Below are 18,311 nucleotides of genomic sequence, written 5' to 3'. Positions count from 1 at the left end.
TCGCTAATGCAAAAACACCAAATTAGTGCCGCTCTGATTACTTTCAATGAAGAAAGTAATATTGCTCGTACACTAGAAAAACTTTCTTGGTGTGATGAAATTGTAATTGTAGATTCATATAGTACCGATTCAACAGTTGATATTGGCAAGGAATATGGAGCAAAAGTATTCTTTAAAAAATTTGAAGGATATGGAGAACAAAAACGTTTTTTAGTTGAACAATGTCGAAATCATTGGATTTTATCAATTGATGCTGATGAAGTTCTAACTGATTCATTGATTAATGAAATTAAACATGAATTTTCAAAAGAAACTCTTCCATATAAAGCCTACTATTTAAATAGAAAACATGTTTACTTGGGTAAAGTGTTTAAATATGGTTATTTAAAAAATACACCTGTACTTCGTTTATTCAATAAAAATTATGCCAATTTTTCTAATAAGAAAGTTCATGAAACAGTAGTATACAAAGGTAAAAAAGGACGATTTAAAAATATATTTTTTCATTATACAGTTGATACTGTTGAACAAATAAATTATAAGAAAAATAGATACGCAACTTTAGTATCAGAAGAGTATTTTAATAAAAATAAAAAGGTAAACCTATTATTATTACTTTTTAAATATCCATTAGCATTTTTTAAAGAATATTTTATTCGAGGAAATATTTTAAACGGATATGAAGGTTATGTTTGGAGTACTTATATCGCAGAATATAGCGTTTTAAAATATTTGAAACTAAGAGAAAGGAATAAAAAAGCTAAGTCTTAGGACTGTAAGAACTCTTTAACTTTATTCTGAATTAAAGTACTATTGAATTCATTTTCTATTTTCTCTCTTCCGTTCTTCCCCATTCCATCTATTTGGTCTCTGTGATTTAAATACCATTCAATTTTATCACAAAAAGCCTTAAGATTTTCAAATGGAACTAAGAACCCATTATTGTTGTTTTCAACTATTTGAAAATTACTACTGATTTCGAAAGCTATGCAAGGCTTTTCACATAACATTGCTTCTGCCAGTACATATCCAAATCCCTCCCATCGCGACGGCAATAAGAAAACATCTAAACTACTCATGAAACTTTTAGGGTTATTTATAAAACCTAAAAATTTAATTTCACTATCTAATTTTTCTTGAGCTACTTTATCTTTTAATTCTTTCTCTAACTTTCCGTCACCTCCAATTAACATTTTGAAATTCAGATTTCTTTTTTTCAATTCTTTAGCAACTTCTATTAAAAAAGTTTGATTCTTTTGATAAACCATTCTTCCTAGATTACCTAAAACAATTTCTGAATTTTCTCTCTTGTATAGATTTCTGAATTGTAAATTATCAAAGCTTGCTATATCAATAGCATTCGGAATAACCGTAATTTTTTCTATTGGAAATAAGGCTGAATTTTTAGCATTAATTGTTTTTTTAGTAGCTTCAGAATTAGCTAATACTTCAGTTAAAACATTTTGAAAAAAATAACGGTTTATAAAAGAATTCTTAATTGGTATTGCACTTCCTCTTCGGTAAATAATACGATTTATCCCAGCCTTTCGAGCCGCTAATCCTCCTAATTTCATATCTTCAGAAGAATTCATGACTACAGTTTTAACATGATGCTTATTATAAAATCTAACAACTTTATTCACCTTCGAAACATTTACGTAGCTAAAATTTGAAACGCTAATTTCTTCGATAGGAATACCTTTTAATTTTAATTTTTTACTTAATTCGCTGTTAGGAGAAACTATTACTAAAACTTTTTCACCTTGAGAATGTAAAAAAGATGACATCTCAAAATGCCACTTCTCTCCTCCTCCCCAGGTTTTGGTTGAATTAAAAAAACAAATAGTCTTAGCTTCGCTCATCTAAAATAGATCTATAAAGTTTCATAACATTGTTGGCAATAACATCATCATTAAATTTCTGTACAAATGTATAACCTTTGTCAGCCATTTCATTCTGTAAACTTTTATCATTTAAAATATCTTCAATAGCTTTAGATAATTCTTCTGAATCATTTGGGTTTACATAACATGAATTTGGTCCGCCCGTTTCAGGAAACACACCTCCTTTTGTTGTAATAACAGGAGTTTTAGAATATAAAGCTTCAATTATTGGAATACCAAAACCTTCAAATATACTCGGGTAAATAAAAATATTTCCAATTTGATAAATAGCTGCCAATTCCTTTAATGTGACTCCTTCTAAAAAGTGAACTCTATTATTAAGTTTATTCTCATTTATATAATTTTCTATTGTTTTATAATATTCAGTTTTCCTTCCAACAACTACTAATTCGGTATTCAAATCCTTAATAGCTTTTAAAATACTGAGTAAATTTTTTCTTTCTTCAATCGTTCCAACATTCAGAATAAAGTTTTCCGGTAGATTTAATTTTTCTTTTACTCTTGTCTTAAAATCATCAGAGACTTTTTCTTTAAAAACTGAATGACACCCTTGATATATTACTTGAATTTTTGATGCTTCAACTTTCAAAAATTTAATGATATCGTTTTTGGTCTGTTCACTAATTGCAATAACCTTGTCTGCCTTTTCCGCAGCATATTTAAATTTATTGAAGTGAATCTTTCTATCAAAAAATGAATATAATTTAGGATAACGAACGAAAATTAAATCATGAATAGTAACTACCGTTGAAATTTCAGTTTTTTCAATTCCTCTTGGCATTTCTCCAGATAACCCATGATATAATCGAATTTGATCTTTTTTTAATTGTTTAAGAATCGGACCTTGCCTCCAAATTGATGAAAATTTCTTCCAAAAATTTGATTCTGGAAGTTTCTCCATTACATTTTTAAAACCACTTAATCTATCAATTTTCTTAGGTTTTGTATTGTAAACTAAGTATTCGTTATCAGAAAAATGAGTAGCAAGAATTTTCAGTAAATCTCTACTGTAATTCCCAAGTCCTGTGGCATTATGAAATGCTCTTTTTCCATCAAAACCTATTTTCATTTACGAACGTTTTTCTAGACCGTTTAAACAAACATAATTGTCGGCTTCAATCTTTTTTCTTAGTAACTCTCTATTTTTTTCAACTCCTTCATTTGAATAACTTCTTTCATGATGTAAATGGTAAACAATAGCTTTATTTTTCATTGATTTACTTCCAATTCCGTTTCGTTTCAGTCTCCATTCAATATCAGTGTCTTCTCCAACAGCAGCTCGAATGTAATCTTCATCAAAACCGTTTACTTCAACTAAATGTTTCTTTTGAATGCCCCAATTACAACCGAGTAAGCCTTTATCTTTCATTGTTAGAAGTAAACTTTTGTTTCCTAAATAAACAGCTTCTTTTTTCTTCCCCGAATCCGATAGAAAAACTGATATACCTTTTAAAGGTGATAATGTTTTATTTTTTTGAATGTTCTCGGTAATTTTTTGACCCAACATAACTCTTCTTCCTTTCAACATTACATTTTCTTCAGAATTTTCAATATAAGCTTTTACGAAATGTTCATGTGGAATACAATCTCCATCGATAAAAACAAGTGTCTCAGTGGTAGAGATTTTAATTGACTTATTAAGCATTTGGTTTTTTCTAAAACCATCATCAATCTTCTGATTTACGTGAAGAATTTCAAATTTGCTTTTTTTTCTATTTGCTTCTAAAAACTCAATAGTGTCTTGATTATTATCATCTTCTGAAACAATCACTTCAAAATCATTTGAACTCTGATTATTCAGTGCTTCTAAGATTAATTTTAAATTATCTAATGCTTTGTAATAAGAAATAATAATTGAAATTTTCGCCATTTGAAACCAAAATAAAAGAGACCAAATATAAAATTATATTCGGTCTCTTTATAAATATATTTAACTATGATTTTTAAACGGCTACATCATATTCTCTAAGAGCGTCGTTTAAAGAAGTTTTCTTATTTGTACTTTCTTTACGTTTTCCGATAATTAAAGCACATGGAACGTTGTATTCTCCTGCAGCGAATTTCTTTGTATAACTTCCTGGAATTACAACAGAACGTGCTGGTACTATACCTTTCATTTCTACAGGTTCATCACCAGTAACGTCAATAATTTTTGTTGATGCTGTTAAAACAACATTTGCTCCTAGAACAGCTTCACTTTCTACTTTTACACCTTCAACTACAATGCAACGAGAACCGATAAAAGCATTGTCTTCTATAATTACTGGAGCTGCTTGTAAAGGCTCTAAAACTCCACCAATTCCTACTCCACCTGACAAGTGAACATTTTTTCCAATTTGTGCACAAGAACCTACTGTAGCCCATGTGTCAACCATCGTTCCTTTATCAACGTAGGCACCAATATTTACATAACTTGGCATTAAAATAGTTCCAGCTGAAATATATGCCCCATGACGAGCAACAGCATTTGGTACTATTCTAATCTCTTTTTCTTTATAGTTTCTCTTTAATGGAATTTTGTCATGATATTCAAAAATTCCAGCTTCTAAAGTTTCCATTTTTTGAATTGGAAAATATAAAACAACTGCTTTCTTCACCCATTCATTTACTTGCCATCCGGCAGCTGTTGGTTCTGCTACTCGTAATTCTCCTAAATCTAATAAATCCACAACTTTTCTTATAGTAGCAATAGTTTCTTCTTCTTTTAACAAGTCTCGGTTATCCCAAGCTTTTTCTATAATTGAACGAATTTCTGTCATATTTAAAATATTTTGAACAAATATAAATCAGTATCTATTTTTGAATTGCGAAAATACATTTTTTAAACAGAAAACATTTCCTTGTTTAAAATGAGTATTTTTGCCAAAAATAAAATAATTTGGCGCGAATACTTGCTATAGATTTTGGATTAAAGAGAACGGGAATTGCCGTTACTGATGAATTACAGATAATTGCCTCTGGTTTAACTACCGTTCCTACTGAAAATTTAATATCATTTTTAAAAGATTATGTATCTAAAGAAAATGTAGAACTTTTTGTTGTTGGAAAACCTAAACAAATGGATAATTCTGATAGTGAAAGTGAACAGCTAATTGTTCCTTTTCTTCAAAAGTTATCGAAGGAAATTCCAGCAATTACTATTGAACGTGTTGATGAACGTTTTACGTCTAAAATGGCATTTCAAACAATGATCGATGGAGGGCTAAAAAAGAAACAACGAAGAAATAAAGCTCTGGTTGACGAAATTAGTGCTACAATCATTCTACAATCATATTTATATAGCAAATAATTTATAGAAATAAACGTTATTCGTACTTTTGCATGCAATCAAAAAATTAATTTGTTTATGATTTTACCAATTGTTGCATACGGTGATCCTGTTCTTAGAAAGGTAGGAAAGAAAATCGATAAAAATTACCCGAACCTTACCGAACTGATTGCCAACATGAAAGAGACAATGTACAATGCTTCAGGTGTTGGTTTAGCTGCTCCTCAAATAGGAAAAGATATTCGTTTATTTATTATTGATGCATCACCTTTTGCAGCAGATGAAGATTTGAGCGATGAAGATCGTAAAGTATTAGAAGGATTTAATCGAGTATTCATAAATGCACAAATCCTTGAAGAAGATGGAGAAGAATGGGTTTTTAACGAGGGATGTTTAAGTATTCCTGATGTTAGAGAAGATGTTTGGAGAAAACCAACTATTACAATTGAATATCAAGATGAAAACTTTGAAACTAAGACAGAAGTGCTATCTGGATTAGCTGCTAGAGTTTTTCAACATGAATATGACCATATTGAGGGAGTTCTATTTACTGATAAACTATCTTCATTAAAGAAAAGATTAATCAAGAAAAAATTAGAAAATATTTCAAAAGGAAAGATTCGATCTGACTACAGAATGCGCTTTCCTAAATTAAAAAGATAATTATATACATGGAATTTAGTAAAATTATAGCTGTATCTGGTAAACCTGGATTATTTGAAATTTTGTCACAAACAAAAAGTGGTGTTATCGTAAAATCTTTATTAGAAGACAAACGTATGCCAATTACAGCAACTCACAATGTCAGCTTATTAGAAAATATTGCCATTTTTACATATACTGAAGATATTCCTTTGGCTGAAGTTTTTAGCAATATTGCCAGTAAGGAAAATGGTAAAGAGGCTATTTCTCATAAAGAAAGTGCTACTAAATTAACCGAATATTTTTCTGAAGTTTTACCTGAATATGATGAAGAAAGAGTATATACTTCAAATATTAAAAAAGTAATTCAGTGGTATAACATTTTAGTGAAAGCTAATTTCGATTTCTCTACTTTAACGCAAGAGGAAGTTACTACTGAGGAAGAAGAATAGCATATGTTAAATTCTCGTGAACAACAATTAGAAGCTTTCAACCGTCTTTTAGATATAATGGACGATTTACGTGAAAAGTGTCCTTGGGATAAAAAACAAACACTTGAAAGCTTAAGACATTTAACAATTGAAGAAGTTTACGAATTAGGAGATGCTATTTTAGATAACGACTTAGAAGAGTTAAAAAAAGAATTAGGCGATGTGCTTCTGCACATCGTTTTTTATGCTAAAATCGGAAGCGAAAAAAAAGCTTTTGATATAGCAGATATTGCCAATGCTATTTCTGATAAGCTCATAGACAGACATCCACACATTTATGGTGATGTTTCTGTAAAAAATGCAGAAGAAGTAAAACAAAATTGGGAAAAGCTAAAACTTAAAGAAGGAAAAAAATCTGTATTAGAAGGAGTTCCTAGAAGTTTACCCGCATTGGTAAAAGCAAACAGAATTCAAGATAAAGTTGCTGGCGTTGGTTTCGATTGGGAAGAACCGCAACAAGTTTGGAAAAAAGTCCAAGAAGAATTAAATGAATTGAACGCAGAAATTAACCATGGTAATCAAGATGACATTGAAAAAGAATTCGGAGATGTTTTGTTTTCTATGATTAATTATGCACGTTTTATAAAGGTAAACCCAGAAAACGCACTAGAACGAACGAATAAAAAATTTATAAACCGTTTTCAATATCTTGAACAAAAAGCTAAAGAAGCTGGCAAAGAATTGTCAGATATGAGTTTAGCTGAAATGGATGTTTTTTGGAACGAATCCAAAACTTATTTTAAGTAAAACACATGAATGTACTTTTTGTTTTAGGTGGTGGTAATTTAAACACACAAATTGCTCAAGTTGCTTTGTTTCTTGGTTTAAAAGAAAAAGGAGTAAACATACACTTAATTGGTCCGATTGCTGACGATGTTCGTGAGTTTATAACTTCGCAAAATAAAAATGCTACTTTCCTTAACTTGCATCCAAAGAAGAAAATAGATTCGGAATATCAAGAAGCTTTTTCTAAATTTATTTCCGAAAAAAATATTCAATTAGTTCATTTTATAAGTGGAAAAGCAGCAAGAAGCGGATTGATTGCTTTGCGCAAACATCCAAAAGTTAAAAGTGTTATCTATTTTGGTTCTGTGAGTTTACATTGGTACGATCCGAGTTCATACCTTACATATTTACATCCAAAAATAGACGCAATTATAGGTAACAGTAATTTTGTTTACAATCATGTGAAAAATCAACTTTTTGGGAAACATAAGAATAAAGCAGTGAGAATATTTAAAGGGTATAGTTCTGAGTGGTTTGCTGAAGTTAATCCATTTGATTATACAAAAATTGGAATTCCTAAAGAAGCTACTGTAGTTTGTTCTATTGGAAATCACAGAAAAGTGAAAGGAACAAAGTACTTTTTAGAATCTTCTAAGTATTTGAAATCTGATCAAGAAATACACTATGTATTAATCGGAGAAAACACAGATGCTCCACATCTTGACAGTATTCGAAATAATAGTAAAATTAGCAATCGTATTCATGTGCTAGGAAAACGAAACGATGTTCCCGATTTACTTGCTGGTTGTGATATGTACGTTCAAACTTCTTTAAGTGAAGGATTCGGTCGGGCAATTAGTGAAGCTATGAGTATTGGAAAACCAGTAATTATGACTAATGCTGGGGGATGCACAGAGTTAATTAATGAAAACTCTGGTATTGTAGTTCCTTTAAAAGATTCTAAAGCTATTGGTGAAGCAATTTCTAAATTAGCTAACGAAAAAGAGCTTTGTAAACAAATGGGAATAAATGCGAAGAATAGAATTTTAAATATATACAGTATTAAACGTACTGTAAATGAAACATTAGATTTATATAAAAAATTATTAAGTGAGTAATATTGTAATTATAACTGGAGGAAGTAAAGGAATCGGAAATGCTTTAGCAAAGAAATATAGTTCCGAAAATTATATTGTTTATTCTCTTTCAAGATCAATTACAGGAAATAAAAATCTTAAAGAAATCTCAATTAATCTTTTAGATTTTCACTCTGCTACTAGCAGTTTCAGCTTATTACTGGATGAAATTAATCTTCAACATCCTAAATCAGTTACCTTAATAAATAATGCTGGTCGATTGGGAGAGATAAGTAATTTAGAAAATATTCCGAGTGATGATATTAATGCCTCTATCCTCTTAAATACAACGATACCACTTGCCTTCTCTGGCATATTTATAGAGAAACTTAAAAATTCAAATTGTATAAAAAAAATCATTAGCATTTCATCAGGAGCGGCTACAAAACCATATAACGGCTGGAGTGTTTATTGTAGTTCAAAGGCTGCTTTAGATATGATGACCGCAACGATAGCACAGGAACAAAGTGAAATATCAAACGGAGTAAAAGCATATGGTATTCGTCCTGGAGTTGTTGATACAAATATGCAGACTCAAATACGAGAAACATCTATTGACCATTTCAAAAATGTACAGAGATTTATTGACTTAAAAGAGAATAAAGAATTATATACTCCTGAATTTGTTGCTAAGCGAGTTTACCAATTAGATACTTCAAACAAATTGGTTAATGGGGAAACTATTGACTTAAGAAACGTTTAATTTTTTTCTTTAAAATGAATAATTATGGCTTTAACAGAATCTAACAATCTTTCAATTGGAACAGTCGCTCCGAACTTCGAATTATTAAATACTAAAGATAATACAACCGTAAATCTTTCTGAAGTAAAAGGATTAAAAGGAACTGCTATATTTTTTATATGTAACCACTGCCCTTTTGTTGTCCATGTAAATGAGGAATTAATAAAGTTGGCAAATGATTATTCTAAAAAAGGGATTTCTTTTATTGCGATAAGTAGTAACGACGCCAATAAATATCCCCAAGATGGACCGGAGAAAATGAAAACGCATGCCGAAAAAGTTGGCTATCCTTTCCCATACTTATTTGATGAAACTCAAGAAGTAGCTAAAGCTTATGATGCTGCTTGTACTCCAGATTTATATTTATTTGATGATGAATTAAAATTGGTGTATCATGGTCAACTTGATGATTCTCGACCAGGAAACGAAAAGCCTTTAACTGGTAAATATTTCAGAAATGCAATTAATAATCTTTTTGATCAAAAGTCTCCTATTGAAAATCAAAAACCAAGTATCGGTTGTAATATTAAGTGGAAATAATTCAATTATAATTGAAAGATAATAACTCCATTGTAAACTTGTTAGTCTAAATTACTTTTTCGTGAATCAAATTAACATATGTTTATAAAACTACTCTATTTATTGCATTATTGACAAAGTGTTGATAAAATTTTTTGTGGTTAGGGATTTAATTATGTAATTTTAAATTGTAATCCCTAAATCCCCTAAACATGTATAAAACTATATTTATACTGCTTGCGCTTATTTGTTTCAATTTTTCTTTTAGTCAAAACAAGGATGCTATTTTAATTAAACATGCATTAGAAAAAGCCCAGAGAGAAAACAAACACGTATTTATTAATTATTTATCCTCTTCTTGTAAACTCAGCAAAAAAATGGAGACTTTGATGAATACAGAAACATTTCAAAAGGTTTTTAATACTAATTATGTCGTGGTGAACATAACTGTGTCTAAAGAAGAAACTTCAGAATTTGTTAATTGTTCTAACCCAGTTAAAACTTTCGGGAAAAGTAATTGTAAACCGATACAATTCCCTTTCTGGTATGTTTTAAACGACGAAGGTAACATAATAGGGACCTCGTTTATTGATGGAAATCAAAACATTGGATATCCAACGAAGAACAATATGGAAAGTTTCTTAGCCATAATTAAGACTACTTCTGACTTTACGAAAATAAACTTAGAATTGCTTAGTAATTTTATCCAGAACAAAAAAGATCAACAATTGTACACAAGTAAATAATTTGTATTTCAATCAATTATTAACTAACGAAGAACCCCTTTTTATAAAGGGGTTTTTTATGTTTAAGAAAAAAGTTCCATAATTGGGAACACATTTTCTTTACAGTTTTTGTGCATTTTTGACTTTTTGCTTTGTCAAAGCGATATCAATTACTTCGCTCATTTCAGTTACATAATGAAACTTTAAGCCTTTTAAGTAACTTTCTTTAATTTCATCAATGTCACGCTTATTATCAGCACACAAAATTATTTCCTTAATATTTGCTCTTTTGGCTGCTAAAATCTTCTCTTTAATTCCGCCAACAGGCAGCACTTTTCCTCTCAATGTAATTTCACCTGTCATAGCTATTCGGTTTTTCACCTTACGTTGTGTAAATACCGATACTAGTGAAGTTAACATGGTAATACCAGCACTTGGTCCATCCTTTGGAGTCGCTCCTTCTGGCACATGAATATGTACATCATAATTATCTAGGGCTTCAGGTTTAATACCAAACGCTTCTGATTTAGATTTTATATACTTCATGGCTATTGTTGAAGATTCCTTCATTACAGTTCCTAAATTACCTGTAATAGTAAGATTTCCTTTACCTTTAGAAAGAATTGATTCTATGAATAAAATGTCACCACCAACACTTGTCCAAGCTAATCCTGTAACTACTCCAGCAGTATCATTATTTTCGTACTTATCACGTTCTAATCTTGCTGGGCCTAAAATTGCCTCAATATCATCATTAGATAATGCAACGTTATATTCATCCTCCATTGCGATTGATTTTGCTGCATAACGGACTACTTTAGCTACTTGTTTTTCCAATCCACGAACTCCTGATTCTCTTGTATAACCTTCAACAATCTTTTCGATTTGAGTTTTTCCTAATTTTAAATGTCCATCATTTAATCCGTGCTCTTTTAATTGTTTAGGTAATAAATATTTTTTGGCAATTTCAACTTTCTCCTCAATAGTATAACCCGTAACATTAATAATCTCCATACGATCTCTTAATGCCCATGGAATTTGATTTATATTATTTGCTGTTGCAATAAATAGAATCTTTGACAGATCATAACCAACCTCCAGGTAATTATCGTAGAACTCAGTATTTTGTTCAGGATCTAAAACTTCTAACATTGCTGAAGATGGATCTCCTTGATGACTTTGACCTAGTTTATCAATTTCATCTAAAACGAAAACAGGATTTGAAGTTCCTGCCTTTTTAATATTTTGAATTAATCGACCAGGCATCGCTCCTATGTAAGTCTTTCTATGACCACGAATCTCAGCTTCATCCCGTAAACCACCTAAAGACATACGAACATATTTTCTACCAAGAGCTTCCGCTACAGATTTACCTAAAGATGTTTTACCAACTCCAGGAGGTCCGTACAAACAAATAATAGGCGATTTCATATCTCCTCTTAACTTTAAAACAGCTAAATGCTCAATGATACGCTCTTTTACTTTTTCAAGTCCAAAATGATCTCTATCCAAAATCTTTTGAGCCTTTTTTAAATCAAATTTATCTTCAGAATATTCTCCCCAAGGTAATTCAAGTAATAACTCTAAATAATTTCTCTGTACACCATATTCTGCCATTTGAGGATTCATTCTACGAAGCCTATTTACTTCTTTTTCGAAAACCTCTGCTACTTCTTTCGTCCATTTTTTCTTCTTCGCTTGTGAACGCATTTCTTCCAATTCTTGATCGTGAGAAACCCCTCCAAGCTCTTCTTGAATAGTCTTTAATTGCTGATGCAAATAATATTCTCTTTGCTGTTTATCTAAATCAGATCTTGTTTTAGATTGAATATCGTTACGTAACTGAAGTTTTTGTAACTCTTTATCTAAGTTTTTTAACGTTAATAAAGCTCTTTCTTTTAAACTATCTTTCTCTAATAAAACTTGCTTCTGACCAACACTCAAATCCATGTTAGATGAAATAAAGTTCACTAAAAATGAGTTAGATTGAATATTTTTAATTGCAAATGAAGCTTCTGAAGGCAACATTGGATTTTCTTTTATAACATCTAATGCTAATTCTTTAATTGAATCAATTATCGCATCAAACTCTTTCTGATCGTCGATAGTTCTTTCTTCTTTAGCTTCCGAAACCTTTGCCTTCATATAAGGCTCTTGTTGAATTAATTCGTCAATTTCAAAGCGTTTTTTACCTTGTATGATGACAGTAGTATTACCATCTGGCATTTTAAGAACTCTTAAAATCTGAGCAACTACACCTGTATGGTATATATCATCTAACGTTGGATTTTCAACTTCACTATTTCGCTGTGCAACAACACCTAAAGTTTTGTTTCCTTTATTCGCATCCTTAATTAACTGGATTGATTTGTCCCTTCCCGCAGTAATAGGAATTACAACTCCTGGAAATAATACAGTATTTCTTAAAGGTAATATTGGTAATTCACTTGGAACATCTTCCTTATTGATTAACTCCTCGTCTTCTGGAGTTAATAATGGAATTAATTCAGAATCTTCATTTATCATATCTTGTAAAGACAAGTTGTCTAAATGTATTATTTTGGATCTACTCATATCATGTTTATCTGTCAATATGACATTAATATCTTAATTCAAATTTCTTTAAAACCGAAGGAAACAGCTCAAAAACCTAACAACCAGTCCTTTAAAATAAAAAAACACTTTCCTTCGACTTAAATAAGTCAATAGTTATGCCAATATTATACTTTTTAAACATGTAAACTGTAACATATTTTTCAAAGTTTCGTCATACATTTAACATGAAAACTACAACTATGAAAGCAAAACTTATATTTACCTTATTAATTACGGGATTCTTAATGAATTGTACTTCTAAGAAAAATAGTTCTGAATTTATTGAAAATACATCAGGACGCTATTTTTTTAATGCTGATGAAGTTATTGAAGTAGTTTTCAAAGAACAAGAATTATATTTAAATTGGAGGAATACTGATTTAAAACCATTGAAACTTAATGATAGTATGTTTTATGCACGTGAATTAAACGAGAAATTGATTTTTAATTCTAAAGAAAATAAAATTGTTTTAGCTGAAAAAAGAGAACATAAAGGAGAAAAATACATTTTTCTGAAACTAAAAGAAGGTGAAAAAACACCTAGCGAGTATTTAGCAGAGAATAATTATAACCTAGCTTTAAAGGGTTATAAGGAAATTCAACAAAGAGATAGTTTAAATCGTTTGATCCGAGAAAGAAACCTAAATAGAACAGGTTACAGATTTATTAGAAATAATGAAATCGAAAAAGCTATAAATATTTTTAAAATTAATACAGAGTTATACCCGAATAGTTCAAATACATTTGATAGTTTAGGTGATGCTTATTTAAAAAACAACGATACTTTAAATGCAATAGATAGTTACAAAAAGGCCTTAAGCATTAATCCTGAGAATAGAAGTTCCAAGAGAAATCTAAAAGAACTAACTGATAAAAAATAGAATGGAGAACTTACGATATCCTATTGGAAAACCAAACATTCCCAAAGAAATTTCAGATAGAAATATTAAGGAATGGATTGAAATAATAGAGCTCTTTCCACGTAAATTAAAAAAGTTAGTATCTAATTTGTCAGATGATCAACTGAATACTAAATATAGGAACGAAGGATGGACAATAAGACAAGTTGTTCATCACTGCGCTGATAGTCATCATAATTCTTACACAAGATTTAAATGGACCTTAACGGAAAATAAACCAATTATCAAAACCTATTATGAGGATCGATGGGCTGAGTTAAAAGATTCAAAAGACGGACCCATTGGTTTATCAATAAACTCTTTAATAGCATTGCATGACAAATGGGTTTACTTTCTCAAATTATTAACTTTTGAAGACTTAGATAAGTATTTTATTCACCCTGAAGGAAATGAAATAGTCACCCTCAAAGAAAACATTGGGATTTATGCTTGGCACTGTAATCACCATTATGCACACATTGAGCACTTAATTAAACGTAAAAATTGGTAGTTATTTAGATTCTGGTAAAAGAATAAAAATTGCAATTCCGACAAAAACCACGATTTGAAGCCACTTTAAATATACTCCTACATTCTCATTCTTCTTTATGAAATCTGAAATAGCACCTGCCAAAATTGCTATTAAAGAAAATATGATAAAAGAAACTAAAATGAAAATTCCACCTAAAACATAAAACTGAACTACTGTCGATGTACTCTTTGAGAAAAGAAATTGTGGAAAAAATGCTAAAAAGAAAATTGTAACTTTTGGATTAAGAATATTCATCCAAAATCCAGTTTTAAATAACTCTAACGTTGATTTTTTTTCTACATTTTCAGTAGAAAAAGCAATTTTTGCGTCGCTATTATAAACTACATAAGACAAATAAAGTAAATAACCTGCCCCAAATAATTTTATTAATAAGAATATATTTTCATTTGCCTTAATAGCTTCTGAAACACCAAAAGCAACTAATGTCGTATGAATAATACACCCTGTCATTAAACCTAAAACAGTAGCTATTCCAAACTTTTTACCATTTACAATACTTTGAGTTAATACAAAAATATTATCTGGTCCAGGAGAAAAAGCTAAAGCCGCAGTGGACAAAGCAAAAGAAAATAACGTTTCAAACATAAGTTAATTTCTTTTTAAAATAGCCTTGTTTATTCTTTTAATCAACGATGGTCCCTCATAAATAAAACCAGTATAAACTTGAACTAAATCCGCTCCTGCATTTATTTTTTCCAATGCATCTTTTTCTGAATGAATTCCTCCTACTCCAATTATTGGAAATGATTTATTTGAATTATCTGCTAAATATTTAATGACCTTAGTACTCTTTTCTTTAATAGGTTGACCACTCAAACCACCATTTCCAATTTCTTTTAACCTTTCTTCGGAAGCCTTTAAACCTGTTCTATCAATAGAGGTGTTTGATGCAATTACACCATCAATTTTAGTATCAGCAACTAAATCAATAATTTCATCTAATTGATGTGTATTTAAATCTGGTGCAATTTTTAATAAAATTGGTTTTTGAGCCGATTTTGAATTGTTAATCTTTTGAACTTCAGTGATTAATTCTTTCAAATAATCTGCATCTTCTAACTTTGCATGACTAGATACGTTTGGACAACTTACATTTAAAACAAAATAGTCAACATAAGGATGTAATTCTTCAAAACACTTTGTGTAATCAGCTGTATAATCCTCAGGATTTGTAGCTGTGTTCTTCCCTATATTTCCTCCAATAATTACTTTTCCTTTATTTTTCTTTAACTGAGAAATCGCAGCTTCCAATCCTTCATTATTAAATCCCATTCGATTTATAATTCCCTTATCGTCTTTCAATCTAAATAAACGCTGTTTAGGATTTCCTACTTGACCTTCAGGTGTAACGGTTCCAATCTCTATAAAACCAAATCCAAAATCAGCTAGTTCATTATATAAAACCGCATTTTTATCAAAACCAGCTGCTAGTCCAACTGGGTTTTTAAAAGTTAAACCAAATAAATTACGTTCTAACTTCCTATCCTCAACTTTGTACAAACCTCTAAAAATTGAACTTACAAAAGGTATTTTGGATAAAAATTTAACTAAAGAAAAAGTGAAATAATGAATCTTTTCAGGATCAAAAAGAAAAAATATTGGACGGATTATTAATTTATACATTTGGTTTTATTTTATAAAAAAAGCTCCCGAAAGGAGCTTATATTATCTTAATTCTGCACCAACATTCTTTTCGAATGTTTGCTGTAATTTTTGCATGATTTTATCAATCTGTTTGTCGTTAAGAGTTTTGTTTTCATCTTGTAACACGAAACTAACAGCATATGATTTTTTACCTTCAGGTAAATTCTTTCCTTCATAAACATCAAATAGGTCAACTTCTTTTAAAAGTTTACGTTCTGATTGGAAAGATAAATTATAAAGCTCCTTAAATTCAACTTTTTCATCTAAAAGTAAAGCTAAATCTCTCTTTACTGCAGGAAATTTAGGTAAATCACTCACCTTAATCTTCTTTTTACCAACCAATGGTAAAGTTACATCCCACTTGATATCAGCAAAAATAACTTCTTGTTTGATAGAAAATTCTTTTAAAATAGAACGTTTAACAACTCCAAAATCTACTAACTTAATCTTACCTAAACTAAGTGTTAAACCTTCTGAAAACAAATCAGATTTAACTGGTGAAGTTTTTAGATTTGTAAGTCCTAATCTTTCAAAGAGACTTTTAATAACACCTTTCAAATAAAAGAAATCCGCTAGCTTATTCTCCAATTTCCAAGTGTCTTTAGCTCTATTTCCTGTAATGAATAATGTCAAATGCTTTTGTTCTTCATATCCACTTTCGAACTTGTGGTATGTTTTACCAAACTCAAAAAACTTTAAACTATTGTTCTTTCTATTAATGTTGTATGCAATACTTTCCAATCCACTAAACAATAATGACTGACGCATTACTTTTAAATCACTACTTAAAGGATTTAACATTTCAACATTAAAGTTTCCATTTAAATCATCAGATAATTCAATGTAATCCTCTTTTGTTAAAGAATTAGACATAGTTTCATTGAATCCCATAGCAACCAATTGATTAGCTATAGTATTCTCCACTTTCACTTGTTTATCGTCATCAAATGAAATTGAGGCATTTAACTTATGAGAAAATTCAATATTATTATATCCATAAACTCTTAAGATTTCTTCAATAATATCAGCTTCTCTTTGAACATCAACTCGATAAGAGGGAATTACTAAGCCTAATCCAGCTTCTGTAACACTGTTAATCTTTATTTCTAAAGAAGCTAAAATCTTCTTTATCGTTTCTTTTGGAATCTCTTGACCAATTAATTTATAAACACTGTCAAAAGACAAGAATACTTCAAAATCGTCTACTTTCTCAGGAAAGAAATCTAGAATATCAGAAGATAATTTTCCTCCTGCATATTCTTCAATTAATAACGCAGCACGTTTTAAAGCGTATTTTGTTTGATTAATATCAATTCCTCTTTCGAAACGGAAAGATGCATCTGTATTTAATCCATGACGCTTTGCAGTTTTTCGAATTACAACAGGATTAAAATATGCACTTTCTAAAAATATCGTTGTCGTATTTTCGGTAACTCCCGATTTTAAACCTCCGAAAACTCCACCAATACATAAAGGATTATCCTCAGCATCACAAATCATAATATCTTCAGAAGACAACTCTCTTTCAACTTCATCCAAAGTCAAAAACTTTGTGCCTTCTTCTAAAGTTTTTACTACGACTTTATTTCCTCTTATTTTTGAGGCATCAAAAGCATGTAAAGGCTGACCTAATTCATGTAATACATAATTTGTTATATCTACTACATTATTTTTAGGAGCGATACCAATAGCTTTTAATCTATTTTTAATCCACTCAGGTGAATCTTTTACTTCAACATCAGTAATTGTAATTCCACAATATCTAGGAATTAACTCCTTGTTTTCAACCTCAATATCGATTTTTAAACGTCTCTCATCAACATGGAAATCAGAAACTGAAGGAGAAATTAATTCTAGATTTATATCTTTTTGCATTAATCCTGCTCTCAGATCTCTTGCAACACCATAATGACTCATAGCATCTGCTCTATTGGGAGTTAGACCTATTTCAAAAACATGATCTTTTTCAATTTTAAAAACTTCAGCACAAGGAGTACCAGGAACTAATTCTTTGTTTAAAATCATGATTCCATCATGACTCGCTCCAAGACCTAATTCGTCTTCTGCGCAAATCATTCCGTGACTTTCTTCACCACGAATCTTTCCTTTCTTAATTTTAAAACCTTCCCCTTTCTTATCATATAATATCGTTCCGATTGTAGCAACAGGAACCTTTTGGCCAGCATCAACATTTGGTGCTCCACATACAATTTGTAAAGGTTCACCATTCCCTAGATTTACGGTAGTAATTTTTAATTTATCGGCATTAGGGTGTTTTGCACATGTTAAAACTTCTCCAACGACAACACCTTGTAAACTTCCTTTAATATTTTCTTTTAACTCAATACCTTCAACTTCTAATCCTAAATCTGTTAAAAGTTCTCCTATTTTTTCGGGAGACCAATCTAATTGTAAAAATTGTTGTAGCCAGTTATATGATATCTTCATGTTGTTTTTCCTCTTTTGG

19 protein-coding genes are annotated in these 18,311 nt (G+C 30.2%); 11 read left to right on the top strand and 8 right to left on the bottom strand.

From position 1 onward, the window contains the following. Window positions 1-6 precede the first annotated feature (6 nt). Window positions 7-771, top strand: a complete 765-nt coding sequence (locus tag BTO06_RS06580; protein ID WP_100924540.1) for a glycosyltransferase family 2 protein — start codon at window positions 7-9, stop codon at window positions 769-771. Here BTO06_RS06580 and BTO06_RS06575 read toward each other — a convergent pair. The 4 genes from BTO06_RS06575 to BTO06_RS06560 form a co-directional block, all read right to left on the bottom strand. After that, window positions 768-1,862: a glycosyltransferase gene (locus tag BTO06_RS06575; protein WP_100924539.1), complete on the bottom strand. Its 1,095-nt coding sequence runs from the start codon at window positions 1,860-1,862 to the stop codon at window positions 768-770. The genes BTO06_RS06580 and BTO06_RS06575 overlap by 4 nt on opposite strands. Beyond that, on the bottom strand, window positions 1,849-2,973 hold the full coding sequence (locus tag BTO06_RS06570; protein ID WP_100924538.1) for a glycosyltransferase family 4 protein: 1,125 nt from the start codon (window positions 2,971-2,973) through the stop codon (window positions 1,849-1,851). Before BTO06_RS06570 ends, BTO06_RS06575 begins: the two co-directional genes overlap by 14 nt. Next, window positions 2,974-3,774: a glycosyltransferase gene (locus tag BTO06_RS06565; protein ID WP_100924537.1), complete on the bottom strand. Its 801-nt coding sequence runs from the start codon at window positions 3,772-3,774 to the stop codon at window positions 2,974-2,976. 73 nt (window positions 3,775-3,847) lie between these two features. Beyond that, window positions 3,848-4,663: a 2,3,4,5-tetrahydropyridine-2,6-dicarboxylate N-succinyltransferase gene (locus BTO06_RS06560; protein ID WP_100924536.1), complete on the bottom strand. Its 816-nt coding sequence runs from the start codon at window positions 4,661-4,663 to the stop codon at window positions 3,848-3,850. Window positions 4,664-4,782: 119 nt separating this feature from the next. Between BTO06_RS06560 and ruvX the strand changes: the two genes are divergently transcribed. The 8 genes from ruvX to BTO06_RS06520 all read left to right on the top strand — a co-directional run bounded on the left by ruvX (window position 4,783) and on the right by BTO06_RS06520 (window position 10,174). Next, the gene (ruvX, locus tag BTO06_RS06555) at window positions 4,783-5,193 is read left to right on the top strand and encodes a Holliday junction resolvase RuvX (RefSeq protein ID WP_100924535.1); all 411 of its coding nucleotides are present in this window, start codon (window positions 4,783-4,785) and stop codon (window positions 5,191-5,193) included. Between the two features lie 57 nt (window positions 5,194-5,250). Next, window positions 5,251-5,835, top strand: a complete 585-nt coding sequence (gene def / locus BTO06_RS06550) for a peptide deformylase (RefSeq protein ID WP_100924534.1) — start codon at window positions 5,251-5,253, stop codon at window positions 5,833-5,835. An 8-nt stretch (window positions 5,836-5,843) separates the two neighbouring features. Then, the gene (locus tag BTO06_RS06545) at window positions 5,844-6,266 is read left to right on the top strand and encodes a DUF5606 family protein (protein WP_100924533.1); all 423 of its coding nucleotides are present in this window, start codon (window positions 5,844-5,846) and stop codon (window positions 6,264-6,266) included. A gap of 3 nt (window positions 6,267-6,269) precedes the next feature. Beyond that, on the top strand, window positions 6,270-7,052 hold the full coding sequence (gene mazG / locus BTO06_RS06540; protein ID WP_100924532.1) for a nucleoside triphosphate pyrophosphohydrolase: 783 nt from the start codon (window positions 6,270-6,272) through the stop codon (window positions 7,050-7,052). Window positions 7,053-7,057: 5 nt separating this feature from the next. Then, the gene (locus BTO06_RS06535; protein WP_100924531.1) at window positions 7,058-8,149 is read left to right on the top strand and encodes a glycosyltransferase family 4 protein; all 1,092 of its coding nucleotides are present in this window, start codon (window positions 7,058-7,060) and stop codon (window positions 8,147-8,149) included. Further along, on the top strand, window positions 8,142-8,870 hold the full coding sequence (locus BTO06_RS06530) for an SDR family NAD(P)-dependent oxidoreductase (RefSeq protein ID WP_100924530.1): 729 nt from the start codon (window positions 8,142-8,144) through the stop codon (window positions 8,868-8,870). Before BTO06_RS06535 ends, BTO06_RS06530 begins: the two co-directional genes overlap by 8 nt. A gap of 24 nt (window positions 8,871-8,894) precedes the next feature. Beyond that, on the top strand, window positions 8,895-9,449 hold the full coding sequence (locus tag BTO06_RS06525) for a thioredoxin family protein (protein ID WP_100924529.1): 555 nt from the start codon (window positions 8,895-8,897) through the stop codon (window positions 9,447-9,449). 368 nt (window positions 9,450-9,817) lie between these two features. Continuing rightward, the gene (locus tag BTO06_RS06520; protein WP_335755677.1) at window positions 9,818-10,174 is read left to right on the top strand and encodes a hypothetical protein; all 357 of its coding nucleotides are present in this window, start codon (window positions 9,818-9,820) and stop codon (window positions 10,172-10,174) included. 99 nt (window positions 10,175-10,273) lie between these two features. Here BTO06_RS06520 and lon read toward each other — a convergent pair whose 3' ends face one another. Next, the gene (gene lon, locus BTO06_RS06515) at window positions 10,274-12,727 is read right to left on the bottom strand and encodes an endopeptidase La (RefSeq protein ID WP_100926727.1); all 2,454 of its coding nucleotides are present in this window, start codon (window positions 12,725-12,727) and stop codon (window positions 10,274-10,276) included. 221 nt (window positions 12,728-12,948) lie between these two features. Here lon and BTO06_RS06510 point away from each other — a divergent pair, with 221 nt between their 5' ends. Both BTO06_RS06510 and BTO06_RS06505 read left to right on the top strand, forming a co-directional pair. Next, entirely contained in the window at window positions 12,949-13,629 is a 681-nt protein-coding gene (locus BTO06_RS06510) for a tetratricopeptide repeat protein (protein ID WP_100926726.1), read from the top strand. Between the two features lies 1 nt (window position 13,630). Then, window positions 13,631-14,158 (top strand): YfiT family bacillithiol transferase, encoded by a 528-nt coding sequence (locus tag BTO06_RS06505; RefSeq protein ID WP_100924527.1) that lies wholly within the window; start codon window positions 13,631-13,633, stop codon window positions 14,156-14,158. Here the strand turns inward: BTO06_RS06505 and BTO06_RS06500 are convergent, their stop codons facing one another. Genes BTO06_RS06500 through pheT form a run of 3 tightly spaced genes read right to left on the bottom strand, consistent with a single transcriptional unit; the run spans window position 14,159 to window position 18,292 of the window. Beyond that, the gene (locus BTO06_RS06500; RefSeq protein WP_100924526.1) at window positions 14,159-14,785 is read right to left on the bottom strand and encodes a LysE family translocator; all 627 of its coding nucleotides are present in this window, start codon (window positions 14,783-14,785) and stop codon (window positions 14,159-14,161) included. A gap of 3 nt (window positions 14,786-14,788) precedes the next feature. After that, complete coding sequence (locus BTO06_RS06495) at window positions 14,789-15,823, bottom strand: quinone-dependent dihydroorotate dehydrogenase (protein WP_100924525.1); 1,035 nt, start codon at window positions 15,821-15,823, stop codon at window positions 14,789-14,791. Between the two features lie 42 nt (window positions 15,824-15,865). Continuing rightward, on the bottom strand, window positions 15,866-18,292 hold the full coding sequence (gene pheT, locus BTO06_RS06490) for a phenylalanine--tRNA ligase subunit beta (protein ID WP_100924524.1): 2,427 nt from the start codon (window positions 18,290-18,292) through the stop codon (window positions 15,866-15,868). Window positions 18,293-18,311 lie beyond the last annotated feature (19 nt).

The organism is Tenacibaculum sp. SZ-18 (genome assembly GCF_002813915.1).
Lineage (GTDB): Bacteria > Bacteroidota > Bacteroidia > Flavobacteriales > Flavobacteriaceae > Polaribacter.
The sequence above is the reverse complement of the archived record's forward strand: the minus strand, read 5'-3'. Positions and strand labels throughout refer to the sequence as shown.